General features: G+C 40.6%; 18 protein-coding genes and 1 tRNA gene. 5 read left to right on the forward strand and 14 right to left on the reverse strand.

Annotated elements, in window-relative coordinates; genetic code table 11:
* Both H8B21_RS14000 and msrA read right to left on the reverse strand, forming a co-directional pair.
* Entirely contained in the window at positions 1–3,024 is a 3,024-nt protein-coding gene (locus H8B21_RS14000; RefSeq protein WP_190314389.1) for a SusC/RagA family TonB-linked outer membrane protein, read from the reverse strand.
* Positions 3,025–3,346: 322 nt separating this feature from the next.
* A complete protein-coding gene (msrA, locus tag H8B21_RS14005) occupies positions 3,347–3,859 on the reverse strand; it encodes a peptide-methionine (S)-S-oxide reductase MsrA (protein ID WP_190314390.1) in 513 nt (170 codons plus the stop codon).
* 155 nt (positions 3,860–4,014) lie between these two features.
* On the opposite strand from msrA, the gene H8B21_RS14010 reads away from it, so the two are divergent.
* Both H8B21_RS14010 and H8B21_RS14015 read left to right on the forward strand, forming a co-directional pair.
* Positions 4,015–5,028 carry a C40 family peptidase gene (locus tag H8B21_RS14010; RefSeq protein WP_223815036.1) on the forward strand — a complete coding sequence of 338 codons (1,014 nt, stop codon included), beginning with the start codon at positions 4,015–4,017 and terminating at the stop codon, positions 5,026–5,028.
* Between the two features lie 11 nt (positions 5,029–5,039).
* Positions 5,040–6,107: a dipeptide epimerase gene (locus H8B21_RS14015; protein WP_190314392.1), complete on the forward strand. Its 1,068-nt coding sequence runs from the start codon at positions 5,040–5,042 to the stop codon at positions 6,105–6,107.
* Here H8B21_RS14015 and H8B21_RS14020 read toward each other — a convergent pair.
* The 3 genes from H8B21_RS14020 to H8B21_RS14030 are packed head-to-tail and all read right to left on the reverse strand — an operon-like array spanning position 6,094 to position 10,640.
* The gene (locus tag H8B21_RS14020; RefSeq protein ID WP_190314393.1) at positions 6,094–7,776 is read right to left on the reverse strand and encodes a sodium/sugar symporter; all 1,683 of its coding nucleotides are present in this window, start codon (positions 7,774–7,776) and stop codon (positions 6,094–6,096) included. The genes H8B21_RS14015 and H8B21_RS14020 overlap by 14 nt on opposite strands.
* A gap of 47 nt (positions 7,777–7,823) precedes the next feature.
* Positions 7,824–9,152 (reverse strand): xylose isomerase, encoded by a 1,329-nt coding sequence (xylA, locus tag H8B21_RS14025; protein ID WP_190314394.1) that lies wholly within the window; start codon positions 9,150–9,152, stop codon positions 7,824–7,826.
* 6 nt (positions 9,153–9,158) lie between these two features.
* The gene (locus tag H8B21_RS14030) at positions 9,159–10,640 is read right to left on the reverse strand and encodes a xylulokinase (RefSeq protein WP_190314395.1); all 1,482 of its coding nucleotides are present in this window, start codon (positions 10,638–10,640) and stop codon (positions 9,159–9,161) included.
* Positions 10,641–10,735: 95 nt separating this feature from the next.
* Here H8B21_RS14030 and H8B21_RS14035 point away from each other — a divergent pair, with 95 nt between their 5' ends.
* Positions 10,736–11,761 carry a LacI family DNA-binding transcriptional regulator gene (locus tag H8B21_RS14035; protein WP_190314396.1) on the forward strand — a complete coding sequence of 342 codons (1,026 nt, stop codon included), beginning with the start codon at positions 10,736–10,738 and terminating at the stop codon, positions 11,759–11,761.
* Between the two features lie 9 nt (positions 11,762–11,770).
* Here the strand turns inward: H8B21_RS14035 and H8B21_RS14040 are convergent, their stop codons facing one another.
* Both H8B21_RS14040 and H8B21_RS14045 read right to left on the reverse strand, forming a co-directional pair.
* Positions 11,771–13,924 carry a cation:proton antiporter gene (locus H8B21_RS14040; RefSeq protein ID WP_190314397.1) on the reverse strand — a complete coding sequence of 718 codons (2,154 nt, stop codon included), beginning with the start codon at positions 13,922–13,924 and terminating at the stop codon, positions 11,771–11,773.
* A gap of 104 nt (positions 13,925–14,028) precedes the next feature.
* On the reverse strand, positions 14,029–15,204 hold the full coding sequence (locus H8B21_RS14045) for an ABC transporter permease (RefSeq protein WP_223815037.1): 1,176 nt from the start codon (positions 15,202–15,204) through the stop codon (positions 14,029–14,031).
* Between the two features lie 126 nt (positions 15,205–15,330).
* On the opposite strand from H8B21_RS14045, the gene fmt reads away from it, so the two are divergent.
* Complete coding sequence (gene fmt / locus H8B21_RS14050; protein ID WP_190314399.1) at positions 15,331–16,245, forward strand: methionyl-tRNA formyltransferase; 915 nt, start codon at positions 15,331–15,333, stop codon at positions 16,243–16,245.
* Positions 16,246–16,251: 6 nt separating this feature from the next.
* On the opposite strand, the gene H8B21_RS14055 is transcribed toward fmt, so the two are convergent.
* A complete protein-coding gene (locus H8B21_RS14055; RefSeq protein WP_165293240.1) occupies positions 16,252–16,464 on the reverse strand; it encodes a helix-turn-helix domain-containing protein in 213 nt (70 codons plus the stop codon).
* Between the two features lie 345 nt (positions 16,465–16,809).
* Between H8B21_RS14055 and H8B21_RS14060 the strand changes: the two genes are divergently transcribed.
* Complete coding sequence (locus tag H8B21_RS14060; RefSeq protein WP_105716195.1) at positions 16,810–17,670, forward strand: sigma-70 family RNA polymerase sigma factor; 861 nt, start codon at positions 16,810–16,812, stop codon at positions 17,668–17,670.
* A 57-nt stretch (positions 17,671–17,727) separates the two neighbouring features.
* On the opposite strand, the gene H8B21_RS14065 is transcribed toward H8B21_RS14060, so the two are convergent.
* From H8B21_RS14065 to xerD, 6 genes are all read right to left on the reverse strand, one after another.
* Positions 17,728–20,580: a M16 family metallopeptidase gene (locus H8B21_RS14065; RefSeq protein ID WP_190314400.1), complete on the reverse strand. Its 2,853-nt coding sequence runs from the start codon at positions 20,578–20,580 to the stop codon at positions 17,728–17,730.
* Between the two features lie 194 nt (positions 20,581–20,774).
* A tRNA-Arg gene (locus tag H8B21_RS14070) sits at positions 20,775–20,846 on the reverse strand.
* Between the two features lie 73 nt (positions 20,847–20,919).
* Positions 20,920–21,564, reverse strand: a complete 645-nt coding sequence (locus H8B21_RS14075) for a hypothetical protein (RefSeq protein ID WP_190314401.1) — start codon at positions 21,562–21,564, stop codon at positions 20,920–20,922.
* A gap of 13 nt (positions 21,565–21,577) precedes the next feature.
* Positions 21,578–23,689, reverse strand: coding sequence for a TonB-dependent receptor (locus H8B21_RS14080; protein ID WP_190314402.1), 2,112 nt, complete (start codon positions 23,687–23,689; stop codon positions 21,578–21,580).
* A 46-nt stretch (positions 23,690–23,735) separates the two neighbouring features.
* Complete coding sequence (locus H8B21_RS14085) at positions 23,736–24,059, reverse strand: hypothetical protein (protein ID WP_190314403.1); 324 nt, start codon at positions 24,057–24,059, stop codon at positions 23,736–23,738.
* Positions 24,060–24,133: 74 nt separating this feature from the next.
* Positions 24,134–25,027 carry a site-specific tyrosine recombinase XerD gene (xerD, locus tag H8B21_RS14090; protein WP_190314404.1) on the reverse strand — a complete coding sequence of 298 codons (894 nt, stop codon included), beginning with the start codon at positions 25,025–25,027 and terminating at the stop codon, positions 24,134–24,136.
* Positions 25,028–25,049: the final 22 nt, after the last annotated feature.

A 25,049-nucleotide genomic window follows, 5' to 3' on the forward strand; every position in this document is an offset into this window, starting at 1 on the left:
TTAAAATGTAAGGTTTACTCCAAAAACATAATTACGAACCATCGGATAGTTCGTATTATCACCGACGTTATCCTGTGTATGCCCTCTTGGGATATCCCTAGCTTCCGGATCCCACCCCAACCAATTTGTCCAAGTATATAGGTTTCGACCACTGGCATAGAGTGTAACACCTGACACACCTATCTTACCTGCTGCATCGGAAGGCAGATTGTAGCTTAATGTGATATCTTTCAACCGCGTAAAACTGGCACTCTTTGGAAATCCATAACCATATACATTGGAACGGTTACTCAACGAACGCCATTCATTGCTTTTATTTTCGGGTGTCCAATACCCCAGATCTGCCGGAGCGCTTCGTCTTCCCAATTCATCTGACGCACCACCTATTTGCGGGTTGTTACGTAGTGCACCTTGTACGGTTTGAATGAAAATATTCAGCGAGAAATCTTTGTATGTAAATGTATTGGTAAGACCACCTGTCCACTTCGGAGCAGTCTGCCCTAATATCCGACGATCATCATCATTGATTATACCATCGCCGGATAGGTCTGCCAACTTCACTGCACCTGCTTCCGCCTGCTCATCCCATCCTCTATTTAAGCCCGCGGCTATTTCCTCTTCTTGCCAAATACCCACTTGTGTATAATCGTATATCACGCCCACGGGATGACCGATAAACCATCTATTGCCTAAGTCGTCTTTTCCATCGCCGTAGATATCAGTAATTTTGTTCTTGTTATGTGAAAAGACCAACGTGGTAGACCAGCTGAAATCGTCTTTAACCATATTTTTCGAATTCAACGTCACGTCGATACCGGTATTTTCAACTTTACCCAAGTTGGACCATACGTCAGCAAAGCCGGTTATTCGCGGTAAGCGCTGTCTTAGTAACATGTCTTGTGTATGCGTACGATAAAATTCAACTGTACCGCTTAAACGATTTCCCCATAATCCAAAATCAATCCCCGTATTAAACCCGGCTGTTTTTTCCCAACGCAAATTATCATTTCCCATTAAAGTGCGATAGCGCAAGGCAGCATTCGATAAGTTGCCCATGGCTAAAGGGTTTGAATCCATTAAAGCCAAAGTTTGGTAAGTTCCGATAGCTTCGTTCCCCGATACACCATAGGAAATACGGAACTTCAGGTTGTCAATTACATTTTTCGTATCTGCCATAAACGACTCATTATGGATATTCCAAGCCACAGCGGCGGAAGGGAATAAACCATACTTATTATTTTTGCTAAACACAGAAGCTCCATCTCGACGTGCCGTTAATGTCAACATATAACGGCTATCATAGCCATAGTTTAGTCGTGCCATCTGCGATATTGTACGGTAAAGATTTGCTTCGGAAGTAACCTTATGAGTAGAAGCAGTCCCTAAACTTCCCCACTCCAAGATGTCATTCGGAAATACTTCTCCGATTGCCTCAGATTGTTGCCAATATTTGCTTCTGGCAGCATATAAACCGGTAAAATCAAAACGGTGTAAGCCGAATGTTTTTTCATATGTCAAGATATTTTCAACGGTATAGGTCTGCGATTCCGCATTCAGTATTCTTCCCCAGCCGTTAGCATTGTATACCGACAGCCCGTGATATTCGTTGCTGCGTTTGGGCACATACGAATACCCGGCATTGAGCCGGTATTTCAATCCGGACAATGGCTCCCATATATTGCCAAAATTCATTTCGGCATAACCATTGAGGGATATATTAAATTCTCTACGTTCCGGGTTGGTCGTGGTATGTAGCAATGGGTTTTCCCACAGCTGCTCCGAATACATTGGCCACCGTGTCAATTGACCATCCTCCCCATACATACGAGCATATGGGCTCATGGCTGCTGCCTGGGTTAAATTAGCACGTCCCCCATCTCGGTTATGTGCAGTTACAAAGGCCGAGGTTCCAACAGAAAGGTATTTTGTAGCATTGAAATCTGTGTTTGCCCGAAAAGAATAACGCTTATAGTCAAAACCTTTGATAATCCCCTTTTGTCCTAAATAATCTACGGACACATAATATCTGGCATTTTCACTACCGCCGGATAAACTAACATTGTGATTCTGCACTTTACCAGTCTGCATCACTGCATCAAACCAGTCTGTTGTTATGCCATTTTGATAATTATCCCACTCATATTCGTTACGAACCGGACCACCGTTGAATAAGCTCGTGTTGGTGATTCGTGCGTATTCTGCATATCTTTCCAATAATCCCTCCGGAGATACAGGATCCAGCATGTGTGCAGGTTCTTCAATTCCTGCATAACCACTATAACGGATCTGGGGAGTTCCCGAAGTTCCTCTTTTCGTTGTGATTAAGATAACCCCATTAGAACCGTTCACCCCGTAAATAGCTACTGCCGACGGATCCTTTAAGATTTCAACCGATTCAATATCGTTTGGATTAATATCGTTAATGGAACCGTCTGTTTTTGATAAAGGAATGCCATCCACAACAATATAGGGTTCCCTGTTGGCATTTATGGAATTAAGTCCTCTTACTTGGGTAGAGGGTGCATCTCCGGGTATGGATGACGACTGTGTAATATTGACGTTTGATACGGCCCCCTGAATGGCTTGCATTACGTTGTTCACCGGCAATTTAGACAACCTTTCTTTAGGCACAGAAGCCACCGAACCAGTAATGTCAGACCGCCTTTGTGAACCATATCCCACCACCACCAGTTCCTCCAGAACATTGTCTGACGGCTGCATATTGACTTCCAACGATGTCAACTGTCCTATAGCGAGTTCATATGGTTCATAACCAACGAAAGAAAACACTAACACCTGCCCGGTGTTCGCGGAAATCGAGAACGTACCGGAAGCGTCTGTCTGCGTGCTGTTCGAGGATCCCCTTATGGCAACTGTAACACCAGCAAGTCCGCTCCCTGTTACCGCGTCCTTCACAACACCTTTTCGTGCCGTCTCTTGTGCGAAGCCCGATGCCAGACAAAGCATCGCACATAAAAGCATAGAAAATGCTTTGTAGTAATTTTTAGTAATTCTTTTCAGCATAGCTTTAAAATGTTTAAAATGGTTAACTCACTCTTTTATCCTTTAGATGTTTTCTGTCGTCACCACCTCCTTACAAAAAACAGAAACATCTGCACTTATTAACTGCCGTAAGATGTGTAGGTTTATGAGTCAGCTTTTATCATATTTCTGTTACAAACATAGCGACGTAGCAAGTTCATGAGGTTGGATTATCGTTCAAAAGTGTCTAAAATGAATGCAGAGGAGATATTTTTCAGCACAGATTGATGGACAGTTGTCCTGATGGCACAAAAAAAACCTCGCTAACGCGAGGTTTACAGTGTATAATATACAGTGATACGGTTTATCTGTATTCTTTCAAAAACTTCTGTAGCTTGGGAGCAATAACTGCCGCACAATAAGGATTACCCGGATTTTGGTTGAAATAATCGTGATGATAGTCTTCCGCTTCCCAAAATGTTTCTGCAGGTTCTACTGCCGTTACTATAGGTTTTGAAAAAACAGCCTGTTTTTCCAATTCTGCAATAAAACGTTTGGCATCTTCTTTTTGTGCCTCGTCATGATAGAAAACGACAGAACGGTACTGCGTTCCAACATCATTCCCTTGTCTGTTTAGTGTTGTGGGATCGTGGGTTTTAAAAAACACCTTTAATAATGCGTTAAAGTCAACTTTATGTTCATCAAAATCCAGTTGCACTACTTCGACATGATCGGTATCGCCATTACACACTTCTTTGTATGTCGGGTTATCTGTTTTCCCGCCCATATAACCGGGTAAAACACTACGGACACCTTCTATGTTTTGGAATATCGCTTCGGTACACCAAAAACATCCTCCTCCAAATGTTGCTTTCATTTTGCTAAATTATCTTCCATGAATCCTTAAAATATGGTTAAAAAGTAAAATTTTTCTACTTATTAACCTTTAATATTCCCACTGCAATTATACAAAAATTATGTCAGCTTTGTTTTTGCACCATTTAGTTTATATTCGTATTTATAATGATAAAGATGATGCAATTTTTGAGTAAAACGCTATGGCTGGTATTATTCATTCTATATACCACAGGTTCCAACGCCCAAGTAGATTCGGCTATATTCGATCAGGATTATGGTATAGTTAACTTATCCGTTGCCAATCTACGTACAAAGCCTTCCCATGCCGCCGAAATGGCAACCCAGCTTCTTTTAGGCACAGGGGTAGATATTCTTCAAAAACAAGGTGGAAACTATCGCGTACGTACACCCGAAGGATATATCGCGTGGGTTCCCTCCTCTTCCATCGTTCCAATGGGCAAGGCTGAAATGATGACGTGGAATAAAAAAAATAAGATTATATATACAGCAGAGTTTGGAAAATCATTTTCCCGTCCCCAAACGTCTAGTCAACGTGTGTCTGATTTGGTGTACGGTAATATTTTATCTTTACAAGGTGAAGATCACGATTTTTATGAGGTAGCTTATCCTGATAATCGCATAGCTTATATCCCTAAGAAGGAAGCCATGTTATTTACCGATTGGCTAACAACACGCCAAGCAACGCCGGATCAGATTCTTATTAGTGCAAAGTCTATGCTCGGTTTGCCCTACCTTTGGGGAGGAACTTCTGTAAAAGGGGTTGATTGTAGTGGTTTTACTAAAATGTCTTTCTTTATGAATGGCTATATAATCCCACGAGACGCGTCGCAACAGGTATTGGTTGGAGATACAATTGACATTTTGGATGATGCTAAAAATTTTGCTCCGGAAAAAGCCTTAAAAAATCTCAAACCCGCCGATTTATTGTTTTTTGCCGCGGACAAGAAAAATAAACCTGATGCCCGCGTAACCCATGTGGCTATATATATAGGAAATGGTGAATTTATTCATGCAGCAGGAACAGTTAAGATCAACAGTTTAATAAAGGATGCTGCAAATTATGATGATGTGCAGACCCGTACTATTGTTGCCGCACGCCGTTACATCGGCTCTAAAGACGCTGCCATCCAGAAAATTGAAAAAAGCCCTTATTACAATAATAAGTAAGAATTAAATCTATGCCGACACAAGAAGATCAAATAACAACGAAAATGGGCAAATTTACGCTACGCTTTAGACCTTATACACTGGAAATGAAGCATGTATTTACGGTTGCCTCGTTCAGCCGTTCCACTACGCCAGTTGTTTTGACAGAACTGGAATATGATGGCGTGGTTGGTTATGGCGAAGCCAGTATGCCTCCTTATCTTGGTGAATCACAGGAAAGTGTCACCCATTTCTTGAACAAGATTGATTTATCCGGTTTTAACTCTCCTTTTGATACGGAGGAAATACTACATTATATCGACAACATCCAGGAACAAAATACCGCAGCAAAAGCTTGTATCGATATTGCTCTACATGATTTGTTAGGAAAACTCATGGGGCAACCTTTCTATAAAATATGGGGACTAAATCCGAACCTTATTCCGCCAACTTCTTTTACAATTGGCATCGATACTGAAGAAACCATACGCAAAAAAGTGGCAGAAGCAGACCAGTTCAAGATCTTGAAAGTCAAACTTGGGTTGGATACAGACAAAATGATTATCAATACGATTCGATCTATAACGGATGTTCCTTTATGTGCCGATGTCAACCAAGGTTGGAAAAACAAAGAGCAGGCACTAGAGATGACGCATTGGCTTGCCGAACAAAATGTAGTCTTTCTCGAACAACCGATGCCTAAAGACCAAATAGACGATATGGCTTGGCTAACGGAGCGCTCTCCTATTCCAACTATTGCGGACGAAGGATGTCAACGCCACAGCGATATTATTTGTTTAAAAGATGTTTATACAGGTATCAATATTAAGTTGATGAAATGCACCGGGATGCGCGAAGCTAAAAAGATGGCGGAGCTTGCAAGAGCCTTAGATATGAAAGTAATGCTTGGCTGTATGACAGAAACCTCTTGTGCTATTTCAGCTGCCGCACAGTTAGCTCCTCTTGTAGACTGGGCTGATCTCGACGGTGCCCTTTTAATCAGCAACGATGTGTTTGACGGCATGAAGGTATTAGATGGTGAATGCCAATTACCCGATCGCGCGGGTATTGGCATCCATCCTCTTTTTACCAATACATAATATATAAAGCCGCGGTTACCAAAGCTACTAAAAGTGCGCCTACAACGAAACCTGGATGCGCTTTGAACATCTTCGTATCGACTTCCAATCCTCTTGGTACTACACCACGAGCATTCTCGATTTTACTGATGATGTACATACCAATGATACAAATCACAAATACAAATCCCATCCGATCGATGAAAGGTATTTCGTATAAACCACTTGCCGGATTTATTACCGCAAAACCTGTCGGGTTTAAGAAAGATAAATCTGCAAAATTCGGTAGGAATTTAAAGAAAACAGACAACAGGAATCCACCGATGGTCGCAAATAATGCAGCACTCGAAGTTGTTTTCTTCCAGAAGAAACCAAGGATAAACATCGCAAAAATACCTGGTGAAACAAAGCCTGTATATTCTTGGATATATTGGAATCCTCCTTTTTTATCGATACCCAAATGCGGTGCAATAAGTACCGCAAGTATCATCGATACAATAATGGTAATCTTACCTGTATTAACCAATTGCCTTTCTGAAGCCGTCTTATTAAATACTTTTTGATAGATATCGAGCGAGAAGATGGTTGCCACGCTGTTTGCCTTTCCAGCCAGTGAAGCTACTACTGCTGCTGTTAAAGCTGCAAACGATAAGCCTTTCAGACCCGACGGCAATAAGTTTAGCAAAACGGGATAGGCACGGTCTGGATTCACTTCTCCTCCCTGCAACATTTCTGCTTGGAAAAGCCCGTCCTTCCAGAGGACGTAAGCAGCAATACCAGGCAGTACTACGATGATAGGCATCAATAATTTCAAGAAAGCAGCAAACAGGATACCATTACGTGCCGTTTTTAAATCAGCACCTAAGGCTCTTTGCGTAATATATTGATTACAACCCCAGTAATTGAGGTTCACAATCCACATACCACCGATCAAGACCGACAATCCTGGCAAATCCAAATAATTTTCGTTATCCTTCGCAAAGATCATCTCAAAATGCTCCGAAGCTTTATCCGTCATGATAGCGTAGCCATTCAAAATTCCTTCTCCACCATAGTGTTCAGAAACGAGGCTTAATGCGAGATAGGTTGTTGCTAAACCACCTAGGATCAAGAAAAAGACTTGGATAACATCCGTATATCCAATCACTTTCATTCCTCCTAAAGTAATGATAACTGCAAATACTGCAATGGCATACATACAGAATTCCAAACTAAACCCGGATATACTGCTAACGGCTAACGCACCCAAGTATAAAATGGATGTTAAATTGACGACCACGTATAATGCCAGCCAGAAAACAGCCATAATCATAGCTACCGTCCCATTATACCGTTTATTAAGGAATTGGGGCATGGTGAAGATTTTGTTCTTTAAATAAACAGGTATAAAGAACACAGCCACAATGATTAATGTAATAGCAGCCATCCATTCATATGTCGCTATTGCAAGTCCCATCTTAAAGCCCGAACCGCTCATACCGATGAACTGTTCTGCTGAAATATTAGAGGCGATTAACGATGCCCCGATAGCCCACCACGTTAACGAACCTTCTGCAAGAAAATAATCCTTGGAGTCCCCTCCGACTACCCTTGATCTTTTTTTGTTATAGACCCAGATACCATACGTAGCGACAATCACGAAATAAACGAGAAAAACTAAATAGTCTGGAGTTGATAATATATTGTTCATACGGCTTATTTGATCCCGGATGCTAAGGTAATAAAAGAATTTAAAAATTAAATAAATCGATTTATGATATTTTCGATATACTCTTGTCTACCACTGATTAATGCCGGTTCTCCGTGCTGCACAGCATAATTCCTTAAATCCTCCAAACACAAGTTGCCATTTTCAAACTCTGCTCCCTTTTCGCTGTCAAAGCTATTATAGCGCTCCGATCGTATTTTTTTATAATCTGAATGCTGTAAAATATTATCTGCTATAATAAGTGCTCGTGCAAAATTATCCATCCCGCCAATATGCGCGTGGAATAAATCTACAGGATCGGTTGAATTCCGTCGTATTTTAGCGTCGAAGTTTACACCACCTCCTTGCAAACCGCCCGCTTCTAAAATAACAAGTAGAGCTTCGGTGAGTTCATTCAAGTTATTAGGAAACTGATCGGTATCCCATCCGTTTTGGTAATCGCCACGATTCGCATCGATAGAGCCTAACAAACCAGCATCTACAGCTACCTGCAACTCATGTGGGAATGTGTGACCAGCCAATGTGGCATGATTCACCTCCAAATTCAGTTTAAAATCCTCCAACAAATCAAATTGACGCAGAAAGCCTATCACGGTAGCAGCATCATAATCATATTGGTGCTTTGTCGGCTCACATGGTTTCGGCTCAATCAAGAAAGTTCCGGTAAAACCTTGTTTTCTAGCATAGTCTTTTGCCATATGAAGGAAACGTGCAAGATGCTCCTGCTCTCTTTTCATATTGGTATTTAACAGCGACATATAACCTTCACGTCCCCCCCAAAAAACATAGTTTTCTCCTCCTAGCGCAATAGTTGCATCTATTGCGCCCTTCACTTGTGCACCCGCATGAGATAGCACATGAAAATCTGGATTGGTAGCGGCACCGTTCATATATCGGTGGTGGCTAAACAAATTTGCTGTACCCCACAACAGCTTCACACCACTCTGTTGTTGTTTTTCCTTTGCATATTCCACAATCTGTGCCATATGATGCTCATTTTCCTCAATATTATCCGTATGATCAATCAAATCCACATCATGAAAACAATAATAAGGAAGCTGCATTTTTGTTATAAACTCAAAAGCTGCATCCATTTTATCCTTTGCTCGTTCGAGAATTGTTTCTTTTTTATCCCACGGGAAAAATAAAGTAGATCCACCAAATGGATCCGAGCCATTTGCATTGAAAGAATGCCAGTAGGCACATGCAAATTTAAAGTGCTCCGCCATTGTTTTCCCAGCTATAACGCGGGACGCGTCATACCAACGAAAGGCTAACGGATTATCTGAATCTTGTCCTTCATATTTTACCTGTCCGATGTTTTTGAAATACGCTTGATTTCCTAATAAAATCTCCATTGTGTTTTAAATTGATAGTTTATATTCTAGACTTTTTTTCCATTTATGATATAGTTCATTGTATAGTTCGACTTCATTAGGTTCAACTGTACACTGTTTTTTTAAGCCCGAGAATGCCTCCTTTCGGTCGACATAAATACCTACGCCCATACCCGCTCCTAACGCCGCACCGACGCTTCCGTCGTTATCATATAATTCTACAGGAATGCCTGTAGTGCCGGCAAAAGACTGTTGAAATACATTGCTTAAGAATAAATTGGCATGCCCGGCCCGGATAATCTCCGGCTCAATACCGTTCTCCCGCATAATGTCGAGACCATACCGGAATGCAAAAGCAATTCCTTCTTGGGCCGCTCGCCAGAGATGAGCTGCATCGTGGCGCACAAAATCCATGTTTTCGATATGTGCATGTACTGTTTTATTCAGCAGCATTCGTTCTGCACCATTACCAAATGGTAAAACTTGGACACCCGCTGACCCGATAGGAATCGCAGCAGCCAATTCGTTGATTTGTGGATAATCATACCCCATTGCTGTTATTTTTTTTAACCAACTATTTTGGATACCCGTGCCATTAATACATAACAGCACGCCCAGATTGGGATTGTCATCCTTATAATTTACATGTGCAAAAGTATTAACTCGAGATTGCTGGTCGTAAACCGATTTATCTGTTACCGCATAAATAACACCCGATGTTCCTGCAGTAGCGGCTACTTCTCCCGGTTCAAACACATTCAGAGAGAGCGCATTGTTAGGTTGATCTCCAGCTTTAAAGCTCACCACGACTTCGGATGAAAGACCGAGTTCATCGGCCACCGATGGACGAATTTTGCCATACGTCGAAAAAACAGGCAATAAGTCCGGTACAAGTGTTTCCACTATGCCGTAATAACTTAGAAGCGAACTTGATAAGCGGTGCGCCGCAAAATCCCAAAGAACACCTTCCGATATCGAACTTATATTTGAATTTATTTCCCCTGTAAAGCACATACTCAAATAATCTCCGGGCAACATAAACTTATGTATCTGTTCATATACTTCCGGCTCATATTGCTTAACCCACGCCAGCTTAGACGCTGTAAAATTTCCGGGAGAATTTAAATGTGTTGCTAAAAAGGAATGTCCTCCCAATTGGGAAAAAGCATTATTGCCCAGTTCTACCGCTCTACTATCACACCAAATAATGGCGTTCCGTAATGGCTTGTGGGCTTTATCAACAACAACCAGTCCATGCATTTGATAGGCAATGCCAATAGCGCCGATATCTTTGGGATTATACAATCCGCTCCGATGTGCTTTTTTTATGGCTTCTTTTGTATCAGACCACCAAGTTTTGGGATCTTGTTCAGCCCAGCCGACCCTATCCGACAATATCCTCGCCTCGGATTCCGGAAAACTCGTTGAAATTATTTTTGTATTAGTCGCTGTATCTATAATGGAAACCTTAATAGATGACGTACCTAAATCTATCCCTAATAATAACATATCTTGTGTATTAATGGGTTACATTATGCAACCGATTGCATAAAACTATTTAATAAATTTTATATTTACAAAAATTAAATTTAAAAGATTTCATTTTGGCTAAGAAAACCACTGTCTACGACATCGCTAAAGAGCTTAATATAACCGTATCTACGGTATCTAGAGCATTAAATAATATATCGACCATAAGCGAATCAACCCGTAAAGCCGTTTTAGAAACAGCAGCTCGTTTGAATTATCGTCCAAATAAAATTGCCTCTTCTCTTACCTCTGGCAAGACCTATACTATCGGCGTATTGATTCCGAGCGCGCAGATTCAGTTTTTTGCATCAGTTATTCATGCCCTTGAACTGTCTTTAAAATCGTTCGGTTACAGTATCCTCCTATATCAAACCAACGAATCATTAACATCCGAAAAGAACGGTATCACGACTCTTCTAGAGGCGCAAGTAGATGGTATAATCGCCTCGATGTCTCTAGAAACAAAAGATCCCTCTCATTTTGAAAAAGTTAAAGAAGAAGGTAAACCGCTTATTATTTTTGATCGAACACACGACGATCTACAATGTCCGATGGTGAAAATAGATGATCTACGCGCTGGTTATATTGCCACAAAACATTTACTAGACGAAGGTTATCGGAAAATAGCATACATCACCACCAAACACAAAATAAAAATTTTTAAAGAGCGGTATGAAGGATACTTACGTGCGCTGCAAGAGGCGGGTCTCACAGCAAATCCCGGATATACCATATTGGGCGAACTGAACGTAGAAGGAGGGTACACAGGGACACATGAACTATTGAAACTCCGAGAGCGCCCAGATGCTATTATTGGCGGTGACGATTATGTGGCTCTTGGGATTATCAAAGCACTCCATGACAAAAACATTACACCTCCCCAAATCGGAGTAATAGGCTTCGCAAATCAAAACTTTTCGGAACACATTATACCAAGTCTTTCCACCATTGATCAACAAGCCCTAAAAATAGGTACCGCCTGTGCAAAGATGTTTCTGAAGATTAATGAACAACCGATTGCTATACGTACAGAACAGAAGCCGGTGGTAATTGAACCGTTACTTCTCGCTAGAGAGTCGACCAACCGAAGAAATAGGTAGGCTCCTAATTTATTCTTTGGTAAACATATTACCGATTTCGCGGCTGATTTTTCGAAAGATAGGTGCTGTCTTCACATCTTCGTAATCATCTATATGTTGATTTTCACGACGGCTAGGGAAAATCAAAATCAGGTTTTGTTTTTTGAAGTAACGCCCTACCCTTTTTGCTAAACCATCCAGCGAATCCCGATACGACACATCGCCATAACGCGCGGAGACAAAGACTAACAATGCATCCGCATTGCTAAAGGTTGCCAAGCCATAAATATTATCCCAATCTTCATAATTATCAAAAGAGCAGGGAACACTTGTTTCAAGCATTTTCAGCACTTCCAAAATCGCCGGCTGGGTACGGTTATTACAAACAAATGTGAGTGGCAAGGTTAACTCCCCCGCTAATTTTAACATCTTCTCCATCCAGTATTCGAATCCCTTTTCTGATTCCGCTAACGGCGGAACAAAAATGATAATGGATTTGTTGGAAAGGAATGGATTATCAAATTTGCACATAAACAAACTGGTGTTCGTGCGATTTAAGATACTTTCCGTTTTCTCACCCACAATCTTATCAATAAAGGATGTAGCGCTGGGCCAACCCAAAATAAGGCAATCGGCTAATATATCTTTAGAGGTACGCCCGATACCGCTGGCTATATTGAAATCTATAGTGGCCAGTAACTCTACATCTGTTTCTGAACCAGATGCATACTTCGCCATACTATCCAGATTCCTTCGTGCATTTGCCATATTCCGTTCCGCCTGTTCATTATCTGCTACCACACTTAATATATGCAGTGGATGTGGGGACTTTTTTGATTTTATCAAAGTTGCGAAATCCAAGATCGGCTCCATGGTATCTAAATTTGCTATAGGTAGTAATAGACGTTCTTCATGCTCGGGCACATGTTCGATGTGCTCGTCATCCTGATGCCCTGCCATCACGATACGACGCGATGCGTTTTCCGTGACTAGCGATGCGATAATACAAGTAATTAGAATTAAAACGATCGTACCATTCAATACATTTTCGTCTATAATTTCCCTATCATATCCCACCATGATAATGGCCAATGTGGCAGCCGCGTGTGCATTACTCAATCCAAAGATCAAATTCCGGTCGCTTTTAGAATACTTTGCCAAAAAACTGGTTGCTGTAGCCGCCAAAAATTTACCGGTTACGGCAACAACCGTCAACGTTCCTGCAATAATAAGCGCCATAGGTCCTTTCATTAACACGCTAACATCCACAATCATACCCACAGAAATTAAAAAGAAGGGGATAAAAATAGCGTTCCCAATGAACTCTATCCGATTCATCAGTGCAGAGGAATGTGGTATTAATTTGTTTAATGCTAATCCCGCGACAAATGCTCCGATGATAGGTTCTAATCCAGCTATTTCGGCAAGAAAAGCGGCAAAGAAAACAACCGCAAGAACGAAAATATAATGTGCTGTTTTCTCACTTTCAATCTTTTGAAAAAACCATTTAGCGATCCGCGGGATAATGCCAAACATGATAAATAGAAATAATACAAACGACACCCCCAAAGTCACCCAAAAGTCTTGGTTTATCTCGCCTTGCGCCGCACCAACTATAACAGCAAGAATAATCAGCACCGCCGTATCGGTTAATATTGTTCCGCCAATGGTGATTGCCACTGCTTCCCGTTTAGATATGCCGTAACTGTTGACAATCGGATAGGACACCAGCGTATGTGTAGCGAACATGCTTGCTATCAATATACTTGGCAAAAGCTCATAACCTAATAAATAGTGGCAAACAGGAAACCCGATACTGATCGGTATAATAAACGTCAGAAATCCAAATAACAAGCTTTTGTTTTTAGTTTTCTTGAACTCATTCATTTCCAGTTCCAATCCCGCTATAAACATGATATACAAGAGCCCAATAGTGGAGAATAAGTCTATCGCATCTACACCATTCCCTTGTAACGTATCTTTATCAATTTTTGCCAACCAGTTTAAACCGTGAGGTCCTAACAGCACACCAAACAAAATCAATCCAATAATACCCGGGACTTTAATGGGGCGTAAAATAATAGGAGAAATTAGAATAATGGTGAGGATAATGGTAAAAACCAGAACAGGGTTTGTAATAGGCGTTGAAAATGCCTCTGATATATGATGCAAGAGTTTATCCATAAAAATAACTATTGTTATATAACAAATAGAAGTGGAAAATAAGAAAACTTTAGCCTATTTCCTAATCCTTAGGATCTAGGCGAACCAACATTACTGGTAATGAATTATTTAAACTGTATCGTTTTAATTGGTGAAATCCGGCTAATGAGCATCGCGGGAATAAATAAGGTCAGCAGACCTATTATCGCTATGGCGACATTTAAACCAACGACTTCATACCATACAATATCCATCGGTACATAATGAATATAATAGGTGTAGGGATCTAGTTTAAAAAAGTGTGTCTGGGTTTGGAAAAAATAAAGGGAAATAGCAATTAAATTTCCTATAAGCAATCCGACACCGATAAGATACATGGAACCATACAAAAAGACTTGTCGAATTCCCCCATTTGGATATCCTAAAGCTTTCAATATCCCGATCATGGAAGAACGCTCCAAAATACTGATCAGTAACGAAGACACCATATTGATAACAGCTACGATAACCATTAACACAAAAATGATGTTATCGTTCATATCGAGCATATTCAGCCAGTTAAAAATATCAGGCATTTGCTGTACAATATTGGTTGCATCCAGTTCGATGGGTAGCATATGCTCAATTTCTTGTGTCGTGTTTTCCAACAAGTCAAAAGACGTTATCCGGATTTGATATGCGCCCACTTCATTTTCTTGTAAGTCATTCAGCCTTCGAATCAAATCTAGCGACCCGATGACATACGTTTTATCCAACTCTTCCGAATGCGTGGTATAGATACCTTGAATAGTAAAAGGACGTCTACGTATCGGATCTTGGATAAAATACATAATAAACTTATCCCCCACATCCAATTGTAATCTATTTGCTAAATATTCCGAAATTAAGAGTTGTGTATTGCCTGATGAGGAAAAGTCAAGCGTGTCTCCTTTTACAATATTTTTTTGTAAATATTGTTGATTATAGGTTTGATCTACCCCTTTCAATAGTACACCCTCCACTTGTCCATCGACATTCATAATACCTGCTTTAGTAGCAAAAGGTGTAATATCCACAACCTGAGGCAATGCTTCCAGTTGTTTCAGGTTTTCGGATGATAGCTGAATGGGAGTATTTTCGTACGAAGCATTCAGATCATTTTTAGTTATTACAATATCTCCGAAGAATCCTCTTTGTTTTTCAATAATCTCCCGTTTAAACCCATTCAATATAGCAACAGATAAAATAATAGCAGAAATGGCCAGTGCCAACGCTCCTATAGTCACACGGACAATAAGCTTCGAAAAAGTTCGATGCCCCATGAATGTGATCCGCTTAGCTAAAAAGTAAGGAAAATTCAAGGTGAATATTAATTTTGTAACTTCGCAAAGTTAATAATTTTTGTCACTTAGCATCATTTCGTTTCGATACTAAAAATAGAAAAATATATGCGGATTATTTTTATGGGTACCCCTGATTTTGCAGTTGCATCTTTGGCGGCGTTGTTACAGGCTGGCGAAGAGGTTGTCGCAGTAGTTACTACGCCAGATAAACCAGCGGGACGAGGGCAGAAAATGCATGAATCAGCTGTTAAAAAATATGCCGTACAGCAAGGTTTGCCGGTACTGCAACCAGAAAAACTAAAAAATTCTGAGTTTATTGGAGAACTACGATCCTACCGTGCAGACCTGCAGGTTGTTGTAGCTTTCCGCATGCTACCGGAAGTGGTATGGAACATGCCTCCTTTCGGGACGATCAATGTCCACGCATCACTTCTTCCACAATACCGGGGTGCTGCTCCCATCAATCACGCCATCATTCAGGGCGAAACCTATACTGGTGTGACCACGTTTTTGCTGCAACATGAAATAGATACAGGCAATGTCCTATTTTCGCAACGTGTAGAAATTGATCCTCAGGACACAGCCGGTATACTACACGACAAATTGATGGCCGCCGGAGCTGAAGTGCTACTGAAAACTGTCCATGCGATAAAAAATGACAATGTCCAACCCGTTCCTCAAGCACAATTGGAAACCGTAGAACTTAAAACAGCGCCAAAGATTTTTAAAGAAGACTGCAAAATAATATGGGATAGACCTACAGAGCAAGTATATAATCAAATAAGGGGATTGAGCCCTTATCCTGCTGCATATACGTTGTTAGATGGAAAAGTTTTGAAAATTTTTAAAACAGAAAAAGGAGAACTTCTCGACAGATCACCGGGGGCGTATGTCACTGATGGAAAAACTTTCCTTTCATTTGCTACGCAAGATGGTTCGCTTTCCATTACCTCACTCCAACTCGAAGGTAAAAAAAGGATGCAAATCGACGAGTTTTTGAGAGGATATCGCTTTGATTGACCGGTCTTATTTTTCTTCTTCTATATATTCGATCATATCACCTGGCTGGCAATCCAGTGCCTTGCAAAGTGCCTCTAGGGTACTTAACCGAATTGCTTTCGATTTTTGATTTTTGATAATAGAAAGATTTGACAGCGTTATCCCCACGCGATGACTAAGCTCATTTAAGGAGACTTTCTTTTCGGACATAATCTTATCTAAATGAATTTTAATTGGCATAACTTCTCATTTTAAATATGACATATTGTACCTATAAGTAACAATCCTAATATAAAATAAGTTTTATTGAATGACAAAATTTCATTCATCTTTCAAATTAAGAACTTCATAACAAAGGCGTTACAAGTAGCGTTTAAATAAAACAGATAAAACAAATTCGGAATTCCTACGTTTTACTTAATAATACAATGGGGTTTGGAATAATTTTTGCTGTTATTTTTACACTAAACCCCCTATGTTAACTTCCTCATACAGAGTATATAATTTACACTTATATGAAGGAACTATGGGTAAAATTCACTATTTTTGCAGACATTTCAAAAGAGAAAGGTATTTATACATTAAATGAGACAGCTCAAAATTACACAATCCATTACCAATCGCGAATCACAGTCGTTAGACAAATATTTGCACGAGATTGGTAAAGTAGACTTAATTACCGCAGAAGAAGAAGTGATCTTGGCGCAACGCATACGCGAAGGTGATCAAGTTGCTTTGGAGAAATTGACAAAAACCAACTTACGTTTCGTTGTTTCTGTTGCTAAACAATATCAGAATCAAGGTCTTACATTAGGCGATTTGATTAACGAGGGCAATTTAGGCTTAATTAAGGCAGCAAAACGTTTTGATGAAACAAAAGGGTTTAAGTTTATCTCCTATGCCGTATGGTGGATTCGCCAGTCTATCTTGCAAGCGATTGCTGAACAATCACGTATTGTACGTCTACCTTTGAACCAAGTGGGTTCATTGAGCAAGATCAGCAAAGCTTTTTCCAAATTGGAGCAGGAATATGAGCGCGAGCCGTCTCCGGAGGAACTGGCTGATATTTTAGAAACTACTGTTGACAAAGTGTCAGACACGTTAAGCAACTCAGGAAGACATGTATCTATGGATGCACCATTTGTTCAAGGCGAAGAAAATACCCTTTTGGACGTATTGGAAAATGCAGATCCGGATACGGATAGTATATTGATTGATGAGTCGCTATCTGAGGAGATTAAACGCTCATTGGCAACCTTGACAGAGAGAGAACGTGAAATTATCGTCTTGTTTTTCGGATTAGGAACCAATCACCAATTATCCCTTGAGGAAATAGGTGAAAAATTTAGCTTGACGAGAGAACGTGTACGTCAAATCAAGGATAAAGCCTTACAGCGTCTTCGCCATACGTCGCGTAGTAAAATTTTAAAATCTTATTTAGGCTAATCGCCGACACATTATTAGCAATGCGCAGCCCGAAAGCTGCGCATTTTTTTATACAGATTATTTTTCATCTGGTAAAAGAATAAACTTAAATAGCTTTTCTTCCTTCAGATATTTGTTGGCGACCTCTTTAATAGATTCTGCCGATACCTTCTCCAAATCTTCTAGATAGCGATTTATATACGTCGGATCTTCTTCACGTTGGTATGCACCCGAAATCTGCCCCATCCAGAACTTATTTTCTTTCAAGGAAAGTTCCAATTGACGCTTTTGCTCTATCTTGAACTTTTCTAAGTCAGAAGCCAACGGACCATTTTGTTTTACTTTATTGATTTCGTCCAATGCGGATGCTATTAAAGATTCATATCGATCTACACCCGTACCGAATGATACGGTAAAACTATAACGATTTTTCGGTTCTTTACTTGTTGACGACCTCGCTCCCGTTCCATATACGCCACTTTCTTCTTCCCGTAAACGCTCAATTAGCTTAATACTCAAAACTCTCTCCAAAGCATTCATGTTCAGATTTTCTATCTCACTATACGTGTAATCACCATAATAAGTCAGCATTACATTCGCTTTTTCTTCCTGACCTTTACGCACTATTTTTTCAAAACCTTTCTCGGGTTCATAAAGCCCTAAATCCTTCGACTGTTCTTTACGATCCAAAACCGGCAAAGCAGCTAAGTATTTCTCTAGATACGGTTTAATATCTTCTTCTGTAAAAGAACCAACAATCGTAAATACAAAATCCGATGCATCTGCAAAACGCTCTCTATAAATGGCCAAAGCACGTTCTTTGTCAATCTGTTTGATACCTTCCTCAGAAATAGGAACACGACGGATGCTACCGTTATATAAGCTCTCCAAAATTGATTTTCTAAAGACAAAATTTGGATCGCTCTCCTGATTGCTGATCATAGACAACGATCTCGTAATAATACTTTGGAATATATCGTCCTCAATCCGAGGTTCGGTAAAATAACCATAAATCAATTCAAAAGCGGTATTTAAACCCTCTTTATCGGTGTAGCCAGACACTCCCTCGCTACGTTCGTTTATATATGGGCTAATGTTGACATTTTTGCCTGTCATATATTTACGGAGCTCAATTGTATTCAACTGCCCCACTCCGCTACTATTGACCAAACTAGCAGCTTGCGCAGCAGAAAAATAGTCGTCGTCACCGTATAGCGAAGTTCCACCTGGGCTAAAGGCACTGATTAAAATTTCATCGTTTTTAAATGTTGTAGGCTTCAAAACTACCCTTACTCCATTACTCAACGTTAGTTCTTTGGCTTCTATCGTCTCCATAGCCTTTACAGAAGCGACATTACCTGCTGGAGGTTCCTTCGAAAGCAATGGTAAATCAGATACTTTATCTTCGTACGCACTGATTTCTTCCCCCTCTATTTCATCAAACCATGTGTTTACACGCTGCTCGTCTGGAAGATTCTCCTTCTCTTTATCAGGCGCCATGATGATGACATCCCGATTCGTATCCACATAAAACTCCTTTCCTATTTCCTCAACCTCTTTTAACGTCAAGGTAGGTAGTAGCTGATTATATAGTTTGTAGGAGTCTTCATTGCTCAACGCGGGGCTATCTTCCAGATAAAAATTTAAATATCGATTTACATAGCTATCTGATTTCTTCTTATCACGTTCAATATAAGCGGTTTCATTGTTCTTCTGAATAGCCACTATTGCGCGTCCAAATTCCGTTTCTGTAAAGCCATATTTTTGTACGCGTTCCAGTTCGCGAACCAACGCTTTAAAACCATTTTCAAACTCATTCGGCTTTGCCGCAAAAAAAGCCGTATAGGCGTCCAGTCCGCCCAAGAATCCACCTATCCCGACATTAGCTTGTATAAAAGGCGGATTAGCAGATTGTGACAGCTCGGAAAGGCGCGCATTTAACATCGTATTATAAACCGATTTTAAAATGCTTCTTCTAAAGTCGCGAACGGTTTCGACTTTTTCTTCTTTATGTTTTATGGAAATTTGCCCCAACGTATAGGTCATTTCGGGGTCGGTCACGGCTATAAACTGATTTTTATCCAATAATGGAACTTTATGCTCCACGCGTTCAGGCGGGTTTTCAGGCGATTTCAAATCGCCAAACAACCGACGTACTTCTGCCTCTATTGCCTCCAAATCAACATCGCCTACAATAATCAACGCCTGTAAATCTGGGCGATACCACTTTTTATGAAAATCACGTAATACGTCGTACGAAAAATTCTTGATTATCTCTTCCGTACCGATAGGCAAGCGATTGGAATACAGTGAATTATTTAACATAATAGGAAGATATTGGTCGCGCATACGTTGTTGAGCACCGCGTCCACCACGCATTTCCTCTAACACAACCCCTCTTTCCTTATCAATTTCTTCATCTGTCAATAAAGCATCCTGTGCCCAATCCCGTAACACCTGAAGCCCGTTTTTTAACAATTCGGGGTCATCCGACGGGATAGGTAGCTGATAGACCGTTTGATCAAAGCCCGTATACGCGTTGAGATCACTTCCGAAGCGCACACCGGCACTTTGTAAATAGTTTACCAACTCATTTTTAGGAAAATGCTTTAAACCATTGAAATTCATGTGCTCCATAAAATGGGCCAAACCCAATTCTTGTTCTGATTCTAAAATAGAACCGACTTTGGTTGCTAAATACATCGTAACTCGATCTTTAGGCTCCGCATTTTTTCGTATGAAATATTGAAAGCCATTTTCCAGTTTACCCGTTTTGACTTCGTGATCAAAAGGCAAAGGAGCCTCCCAAGACAGCGTATCGGCACGGAGAATACTACGTGATTCTTCAAACATCGTCGTTGGGGCAGCTTGACTGAGCTGACATAATCCGGGCAATAAAAATGCTATTGCGATAGGTTTTAATAGATTCATTCGTAATTTAATTTGTTGTTTATAATAACCGAATAGCGTAAACCTACAAAATTTCTACGGTTTTTTCGCATATGTTTCCGCAATATTTCGAATGCAGCATTATATAAAGAATATTATTTGTTATGGAATACATAATTTCAGAAAAGAAAAACAGCGTTTTCGTATTATGAAAACGCTGTTGTTGAAGTTTTTTGTGTCCCCGACGAGATTCGAACTCATATCTTCAGAACCGGAATCTGAAATTCTATCCATTGAACTACGGAGACTGCGCTGGCAAAAATACTATTTTTTACATTACTTTAAAATCGAAATGAGAAATATAAATGCCAACTGCTTTTTTTAATGATCATGCTCGTGCTCATCATCAACTAAATGCACTTCCACTTTTAAATCCAGATCATTCGCTCCGGTAAACTGCGTGAAGTTCGGATTGCTCCAATCGTCAGCAGTAATACTCTCTTTTACACCCGGATTCAAATGGCGTAACACATAACGTAATACGAATGTCTCGGTTTTCTCAACAACGGTCAGATAACCTGTGACACCCACATTCACCCTATTATTGTCTGCAGCTCTATCCGCATATACATATTCCAGCGTTCCCTCAAGACTTGTTGTAGGATTCTTTAGAATAAACGCTTGGTGAATATCATGTCGATCAATAAACGTTTGCCGTGTCTCGCGACCGGCAAAGTCTGTTGCAAACAATTCCAGTCTGTAGGTTTTTCCGACATCCAAGTGCAAGTGTGTTCCTTCCTTCGGAAGCATCTTTTCACCTTCGAATATAGCTTCTACTACTTCTGGGTTGTTAATATCCTTATAATCATAATGGTCGCCGTGTGCCTCACGCTCCACTTCGGTAAAAACCAATTTAGCCGTACCCACTTCCTCTTGATCTTCTTCTGGTGTGGGATCGTCTTTTGAACAAGACGGGGCAAAGAAAAGTATGCTGATTGCTAAAATAAAAAGATTAATCTGTTTCATGATTTTGATAATTTTAAAATTGATAAGAAATTTTTACGTTTACATTTCTACCCATTTGATGGGCGAAATACCGAAAACGATCCATATAGTCCTTGTAGGAACTATTGAATAGATTTTCTACAGACAGCATCACATTCCAGGATGTGTCGGTATTTTTATTCGTTTTGATCTGCTTATTTACCACGACATCAAACAAATGATAAGCAGGCGGCGGCGCCACATAATCCATGCCTTCCTCATATTGCGTTTGTTTTGCCACAAAGCGATGGGCAAATTTGAGGTAGCTCTCCGATTCAGATTCGCCCAGATAAGACAAAGAAAGTGCTTGTTGAAGACGTGCTGATGGAATATAAGGGAGATAACTATCCAATTCTACATTACGGGCACGAACCAGAGATGCGCTTGCGTCATAATGTAATCTATTCAGAAACGCATAGCGTAAACGTAAATCAGCTCCATAAAAGAAAGCATCGTGCTGCTGATAAGCGAACAGCGGAAACGTACCTCGAATCGTTTGACGAACAGCATCTGGGTTGGGTTGTGCATAGATATAACCATACAACATCTGTGCGTACACATCTATCGTTGCCTGGAGACGTTCATCACTCCATATAAAAGCATTTATCCATTTCAGTCCTTTTTCACTGCGGAGATCAGGATTTCCCAATTCATAGGTCGCGCTTCCATGATGCACACCGTCGCTATATAATTCATTGACGGAAGGTGCTCGCCACGCGAGTCCAATATTACTTTTCCAACTTAGTTTTGGCGAAAAATGATAAAGGGTACCGGCTGTCCCTGAAGCGTTGTGAAACCTGCGCGTATCCGTTAGGAGATATTGCTCGATCGTTCCATCGTCCGCAATTATGCTCCGCCGATAACGATACCCTGCGATATCCAAATATTTAAAGTCATAGCGACCACCTATTTCCGCATGCCATCTATCTATATGGAATTGATGTACTGCAAATATTCCTGCTGCGTAGCTATCGAAGTTGGGAATAATAGGCGTCGTACCTGTACCCGGTGTATTATTATTAACCTGTATCAAAGATTGTACGCCTATCGAACTATGCCCTTGCTTCACAACGACATCCAAGCTTTGTGTTGTCAATACCATATCCGCCATGGGGATATCGTCCGATTCTACCCTCCGCAAATCATATTCCCGACGATGGTTCCGTTGCAATCCATATTGCACCTCCAATTTACGGTCGGCCTGAAACCGATGCTCCCAAGAGGCTTTAACTAAATCGTGTGTTACTTTTTGTCGGGGTGCCTCGATCTGATAACTAAAATCGTACGTTTCAAAAGGACGTCCGTAATCTATACGCGCTTGGATATCTTCAACCGTACCAATATGTGCACCCCGAAAGATACCTAACTGTGTCCCAAAATGACTAAAATATAACTCCAGTTGATTTTTGTCCCGTTTATATTGCAGTGTCCCCGCATAATTCAGTTCCTCTATACCCGTGTTACCCAAAAAGTAATCGGCTGTTTTATAATTCCCCAGCTTTTTACCACTTGCCTGCAGGCGCCAACCTAGCCCAGGAAGCACTTTTACGGCACCTTCAAAACGCGCATTTATCGCTCCTCCACGTCCGTTCGACTGCCCTACTAGATCTATATTCCCCATCCATTTCCGGTCTAAATCAATATCGTTTGCCGAGGCTAATATAACACCACCTAAAGCATCTGCTCCATACCGGACACCTTGTGCGCCTTTTACCACCTCCAATTGGTTTGCGGTAAAAGGGTCTATTTCAGGCGCATGTTCGATCCCCCATTGCTGTCCTTCTTGGCGAACACCATTGTTCAAGATGAGAATCCGATTGCTATGGAGCCCATTGATGACGGGCTTCACGATACTGCTTCCCATGCCTATAGTGGATACGCCAGAAATATCCGTTAGTGATTCCGCCAGCGTTTTCCCTTTATTTTCCTGCACTTCTTGCGCAGAAAGACGGTGTACGCTATGGGATAATTCACCGCGACGGCCGATAACTTCCACATCCTGCAAATGGATGGAATCCTGTTTTTTTATCGGGTGTTCCTGTTGCCCGTTACACAAGTTGATAAAAAGCCATAGCATCCCTAATAGGGCTAAGCATTTGTATTGCATTTATTCAAAAAATTTTATGAATGATATAAATCTGAAATTCGTGGATTTATATATATCGGGGCGGGTCTTTGTTCTGCTGCAGACGCTCTGCACCATCCTGACAGGACAAATAGTATAGGCCATTAAACAGGCTTGTGCGCTCTTTTACCGCGACATCGGGTAATAAAGTCTCAAACACAAAATGATGGCTTATTTGATGTAAAACAAACCAACAAAGCGCACATTCATCTGCCTCATGATGTTCTTGATGATCCGAAGACGAACAATCATGATGGTGTGTAATGTCGTGCGTATAGTGAAGCCCACTGCTTGTTGATAAAACAACCAATGTCATGATCACACCTATAAACCGTCCTATCTTTGCTATCATAAGATGGGCACAAAGATACATCAAATGCAATTGTATTGCAAATTAAAATTTACCTAGTTGCATTAAGCTGATATTTATGATCTCGGATGGTATTGCGTAATGACCGATTGTAAATAATCTTTATCGATATGCGTATAAATTTCGGTAGTCGTAATGCTCTCATGGCCGAGCATATCTTGTACCGCACGCAAATCCGCCCCACCTTCTACTAAATGGGAAGCAAACGAATGACGAAAAGTATGCGGACTGATCACTTTTGTCAAGCCGATTTTTTTTACCAGATCTTTGATAATAAGAAATACCATAACACGTGTCAGCTGTTTTCCCCGCCTATTTAGAAATACAATATCTTCATGTCCCATTTGTACCGGGATATGCGGGCGCACCTCTTCAAGATATATTTTCAAGTATTTAATAGCTTGTTGCCCAATAGGGATAAGCCTTTCCTTACTGCCTTTCCCTTCTACTTTGAGAAACTCGACATCTAAGTAAAGGTTGGAAATTTTTAGCGTAACCAATTCAGAAACACGCAGGCCACATCCGTATAATACTTCCAAGATGGCTTTATTGCGCATTCCTTCTAATGTAGATAAATCAATAGCCGCAATCAGTGCATCTATCTCTTCGATATTCAGCACGCTGGGAATTTTACGGTTTAATCTAGGGGACTCCAATAATTCAGTAGGGTTATCTTTTCTGTCATATTCGATCTGGAGAAATGCGAAAAACGTCCTCAATCCCGAAAGGAGCCGAGCCTGTGTAAAAGCTGAAATATTAAAGTCATTGATAAAAACGAGAAATTGTTGTATGAAACGGGTATCTATCTGGCTCAGTTCCGCTTTCTTAAAGCTGCAATATGCTTCCAATTTTTGTACATCATTCAAATAAGCATCTATCGAATGGTTTGATAGATTACGTTCCAATTGCAAGTAGCGCTTGAAATCTTTTTTCACGACGTCCCATTTCATACTCTCAAAGGTACTGAAAACA

Source organism: Sphingobacterium chuzhouense, from assembly GCF_014692525.1.
Classification (GTDB): Bacteria; Bacteroidota; Bacteroidia; order Sphingobacteriales; family Sphingobacteriaceae; genus Sphingobacterium; species Sphingobacterium chuzhouense.

Excerpts from the sequence above, each read along its gene's own strand:
- msrA (WP_190314390.1), bottom strand. The coding sequence starts at position 3,859 with ATGAAAGCAACATTTGGAGGAGGATGTTTTTGGTGTACCGAAGCGATA.
- xerD (WP_190314404.1), bottom strand. The coding sequence starts at position 25,027 with ATGAAATGGGACGTCGTGAAAAAAGATTTCAAGCGCTACTTGCAATTG.
- H8B21_RS14065 (WP_190314400.1), bottom strand. The coding sequence starts at position 20,580 with ATGAATCTATTAAAACCTATCGCAATAGCATTTTTATTGCCCGGATTA.
- H8B21_RS14075 (WP_190314401.1), bottom strand. The coding sequence starts at position 21,564 with ATGAAACAGATTAATCTTTTTATTTTAGCAATCAGCATACTTTTCTTT.
- H8B21_RS14020 (WP_190314393.1), bottom strand. The coding sequence starts at position 7,776 with ATGAACAATATATTATCAACTCCAGACTATTTAGTTTTTCTCGTTTAT.
- H8B21_RS14060 (WP_105716195.1), top strand. The coding sequence starts at position 16,810 with ATGAGACAGCTCAAAATTACACAATCCATTACCAATCGCGAATCACAG.
- H8B21_RS14015 (WP_190314392.1), top strand. The coding sequence starts at position 5,040 with ATGCCGACACAAGAAGATCAAATAACAACGAAAATGGGCAAATTTACG.
- H8B21_RS14000 (WP_190314389.1), bottom strand. The coding sequence starts at position 3,024 with ATGCTGAAAAGAATTACTAAAAATTACTACAAAGCATTTTCTATGCTT.
- H8B21_RS14030 (WP_190314395.1), bottom strand. The coding sequence starts at position 10,640 with ATGTTATTATTAGGGATAGATTTAGGTACGTCATCTATTAAGGTTTCC.
- xylA (WP_190314394.1), bottom strand. The coding sequence starts at position 9,152 with ATGGAGATTTTATTAGGAAATCAAGCGTATTTCAAAAACATCGGACAG.
- H8B21_RS14055 (WP_165293240.1), bottom strand. The coding sequence starts at position 16,464 with ATGCCAATTAAAATTCATTTAGATAAGATTATGTCCGAAAAGAAAGTC.
- fmt (WP_190314399.1), top strand. The coding sequence starts at position 15,331 with ATGCGGATTATTTTTATGGGTACCCCTGATTTTGCAGTTGCATCTTTG.
- H8B21_RS14045 (WP_223815037.1), bottom strand. The coding sequence starts at position 15,204 with ATGGGGCATCGAACTTTTTCGAAGCTTATTGTCCGTGTGACTATAGGA.
- H8B21_RS14085 (WP_190314403.1), bottom strand. The coding sequence starts at position 24,059 with ATGATAGCAAAGATAGGACGGTTTATAGGTGTGATCATGACATTGGTT.
- H8B21_RS14010 (WP_223815036.1), top strand. The coding sequence starts at position 4,015 with ATGATGCAATTTTTGAGTAAAACGCTATGGCTGGTATTATTCATTCTA.
- H8B21_RS14080 (WP_190314402.1), bottom strand. The coding sequence starts at position 23,689 with ATGCAATACAAATGCTTAGCCCTATTAGGGATGCTATGGCTTTTTATC.
- H8B21_RS14040 (WP_190314397.1), bottom strand. The coding sequence starts at position 13,924 with ATGGATAAACTCTTGCATCATATATCAGAGGCATTTTCAACGCCTATT.